Origin of the sequence: Streptomyces sp. MnatMP-M17, assembly GCF_900091995.1 — a bacterium.
In the GTDB taxonomy this organism is placed as follows: domain Bacteria; phylum Actinomycetota; class Actinomycetes; order Streptomycetales; family Streptomycetaceae; genus Streptomyces.
Genome location: NZ_FMDK01000772.1, coordinates 1 through 3171, shown reverse-complemented (window position 1 = coordinate 3171; position 3171 = coordinate 1). Strand labels below are relative to the sequence as shown.

4 protein-coding genes are annotated in these 3171 nt (G+C 69.5%); all 4 read right to left on the bottom strand.

Going from position 1 to position 3171, the window contains the following annotated elements:
- The coding region (locus GA0115259_RS30255; protein ID WP_202450475.1) for a hypothetical protein at nucleotides 1-229 on the bottom strand (229 nt) is incomplete at its 3' end.
- Nucleotides 226-921 (bottom strand): ferritin-like domain-containing protein, encoded by a 696-nt coding sequence (locus tag GA0115259_RS30250; protein ID WP_093602908.1) that lies wholly within the window; start codon nucleotides 919-921, stop codon nucleotides 226-228. The genes GA0115259_RS30250 and GA0115259_RS30255, both read right to left, overlap by 4 nt.
- 292 nt (nucleotides 922-1213) lie before the next feature.
- A complete protein-coding gene (locus GA0115259_RS30245) occupies nucleotides 1214-2170 on the bottom strand; it encodes a carbohydrate ABC transporter permease (RefSeq protein ID WP_093602906.1) in 957 nt (318 codons plus the stop codon).
- Nucleotides 2167-3171: carbohydrate ABC transporter permease (locus GA0115259_RS30240; protein ID WP_237540604.1), on the bottom strand; the 1005-nt coding region annotated here is incomplete at its 5' end. The genes GA0115259_RS30240 and GA0115259_RS30245, both read right to left, overlap by 4 nt.

The window sequence follows — 3171 nt, the reverse complement described above, 5'->3', positions numbered from 1 at the left end:
CCGTCGTGGCGCGGCCCGCCGCCGCCGCGCCCGTAGGACGGGCCAACGCGCTCGTCGGACGGCCGCCGCGCCGCGCCGGGCCGAGCGCCCTGAGCCGCTCCGTGAGCGAGGCGGCGTCCGCGCGCATCGCGGGCAGTGTGTCGTGGTGAGCCTCCGTCATCTCCTTGGTGAGACGGCCGAGTTGGTCCTCACTGATGGGCAGCTCCCAGCCGCCGCGCGCGCGTCTCACTTCATGGCTCCTTCGGACATCGGCCGAGCGTTGGCGATCGGCTGGAAGACTTCGGGAATGGTCGCGCTGCCGATGGCCGCGGGCAGTCTGGGCGCGTCCGTCGGGATCTCGATCAGGCTCTCGTGGCCCGAGGCGAGCAGGGACTGCACGGCCAGCAGCGTGGCGCGGTGCTGCGCCTCGACCGGTGCGACGGACGCGAAGAGCCGGCGCAGCTTGGTGTCGGCGACCCTGGTCACATTCCTGGTGTGGGTCCGCGCGGCGGCGTCCTCCAGATGCAGGGCGAGCCTGACCACGTCCGCCGGTGTCTTGACGGACGGCAGCGTCCGGGTGACGACGGCCTCGTACGTCTCGTCGGGCTGGGTCTGGGCCTGGCCGCCCGCCTTGGCCGCGGCCTCGTTGAACGCCTTGACATGCGCCTGGTGCTGCTGGGCGGTGGTGTCGAAGAACTCCGCGACCGTCTTGGGCCCGTTCTTGACGAACGGCAGCGCGAGGGCATCGCGGTAGAGGCTGACCAGCAGGTTCTCCAGTGCCGCCGCGGTCTCCAGCGCCGTGATGTCGTTCTTCGACGCGGCCTCCGCCGCCGCGAAGTCGGTCAGCGCGCTCCCGGTGATTCTGCGGGCGTCGCTGTTCAAGTCCTGCGACCGCTCGGTCAGTTCCTCCAGCAATCGGGTGTCGATGTGCTCCGCGCCCATCACGCCCCCTTTCTGCTCGGCGCCCGCGCCACCGCGGGACTCTCACCGACACATTCGCGAGGAGGCGGCCGGTGGATCGCCGACCGCACCGACGGGAGAGGGTGTTTCACCTCATCGGCCGAGCAATACGGGGCAGAAACGATACGGACGTGAGCGCGAGAGGCACGGGCGGGAGCGGTATGGGCGGAAACGGCACGGGCGGAAACGGCACGGGCGGAAACGGCACGGGCGGGAGCGGTACGGCCCGTACCGCTCCAGCCCGTGCCGAGCTCACTCCCCGCTCACCCCGTACTCACTCCTTGACCGCGCCCGAGTTGGCGCCGTTGACGAAGTAGCGCTGGAAGCAGAAGAACAGCGCGGCCACCGGCAGGGTGGAGAGCAGCGCGGCGGCCAGCTTCAGCGGATACTGCGTACCGCCGCCCAGACCGCCCGAGACAAAGCGGGCCAGGCCCGTGGTGAGCGTCTCGTACTGGCCGGACTGGGTGGCGACGAGGAAGTGCGTGAACTCGTTCCACGATCCCTGGAACGACAGGATCGTCAGAGTGATCAGCGCGGGTCTGGCCATCGGCAGGACGACGGACCAGAAGATACGGAACACACCCGCGCCGTCCACCCGCGCGGCCTCCTCGACCTCGCGCGGCACCGACTCGAAGAACTGCTTCATGATGAAGATGCCCGCCGCGTCCACCAGCAGCGGCAGGATCATGGCGGTGTAGGTGTCGAAGATCCCGAAGGTGTTGAGCACCAGGAACTTCGGGATCAGCAGCGCCACTCCGGGCACCGCCATCACCGCGAGGACAAAGGCGAACAGCACTCCTCGGCCCCGGAAGCGCAGCCGCGCCAGCGCGTACCCGGCCATCGAGTCGAACAGCACACGGCCCGCCGTCACCAGCACCGCCACCAGCGCGGAATTGCTCAGCCAGCGCAGGAAGGGCACTCCGTCCCCGGACTCGCCCAGCCCGAAGAGCCGCTGGTAGGCGGCGGTCGTCGGAGTGGTGGGCAGCAGCGAGAGCGGATGCGAGGCGGCGTCCGGATCGGTCTTGAAGCCGGTCACCAACTGGAGCGCGAACGGCAGCAGATAGAGCAGGGCCACGCCGACCACCAGGGCGTATCCCAGCACCCGCAGCGGCACGGGGAACCGTGGCAGCACAGGTCGTCCCTGCTCGCGCGAGGCCCGCCGGTGACGGGCCCGCTCGGCCCGCCCGGCGCGGGCGTCCCGGTCGCTCACGGCCGTACCGGTGGCGGTCATCGTTTCCTCCCGGTGCGCGCTCCGCGCTCCCGCAGCGCCCAGCGCTGGAAGGCGGTCAGACAAAGGATCAGGGCGAGCAGGATGAACGCGATCGCCGCGCCCTGGCCGAAGTCCGCGTTGTCGAAGCCCGCGGAGTACGACAGGAAGGCGGGCGTGAGCGTCGTATTGCCCGGCGCGCCCTGGCCCATCACATACACCTGGTCGAAGACCTGCCAGGTGGAGATCAGTCCCAGCGTGAGCACCAGGAACAGCACGGGACGCAGCGCGGGCAGCGTCACGTACCGCAGAAGCTGACGGCGGCCGGCGCCTTCCAGCGCCGCCGCCTCCTCCAGCTCGCGCGGGATGTCCTGGAGCGCCGCGAGGAAGATCAGCATGAAGGTGCCCGAGGTGGTCCAGACGGACAGCAGGATGATCGTGCACATCGCGACCGAGGGGCCTGAGAGCCACTCGAACCAGGACAGTCCCATGACCGAGTGGTCGGCCAGCATCCCGGCCGGCCGCTCGGGATCGACGATTCCCAGACCGCCCAGGACCAGCGAGAGCACTCCGCGTGGATCCGCGAACCAGTTCGGTCCCTTCACCCCGATCCACGACAGCAGGGAGTTGACCGCCCCGCTGCCCTGGAACAGGAAGAGGAAGACCGTCGAGACGGCGATGGAGCTGGTGACCGAGGGAAAGAAGAACGTCGTACGCAGGGCGCCGCGCCCACGCAGGATCTTCTGGTTGACGATCAGGGCCAGCGCCAGCGCCAGCCCGGTCTGGAGCGGCACGGTCAGCAGCACGTAGTAGGCGTTGTTGCGCAGGGCGGTCGCGAAGAGCGTGCGGTCGAGACCGTCCTGGGTCAGCAGGGTCCGGTAATTGTCCAGGCCCACGAAGTCGGCTTGGCCGGAGAAGGGATTGGACTGGCCGTCCCAGCGCAGCAGGCTCACCCACAGCGCCATCAGGATCGGCAGCACCAGGAACAGACCGAGGATCACCACCATGGGGCTGACGAACAGCCA

Excerpts from the sequence above, each read along its gene's own strand:
- GA0115259_RS30250 (WP_093602908.1), bottom strand. The coding sequence starts at position 921 with ATGGGCGCGGAGCACATCGACACCCGATTGCTGGAGGAACTGACCGAG.
- GA0115259_RS30245 (WP_093602906.1), bottom strand. The coding sequence starts at position 2,170 with ATGACCGCCACCGGTACGGCCGTGAGCGACCGGGACGCCCGCGCCGGG.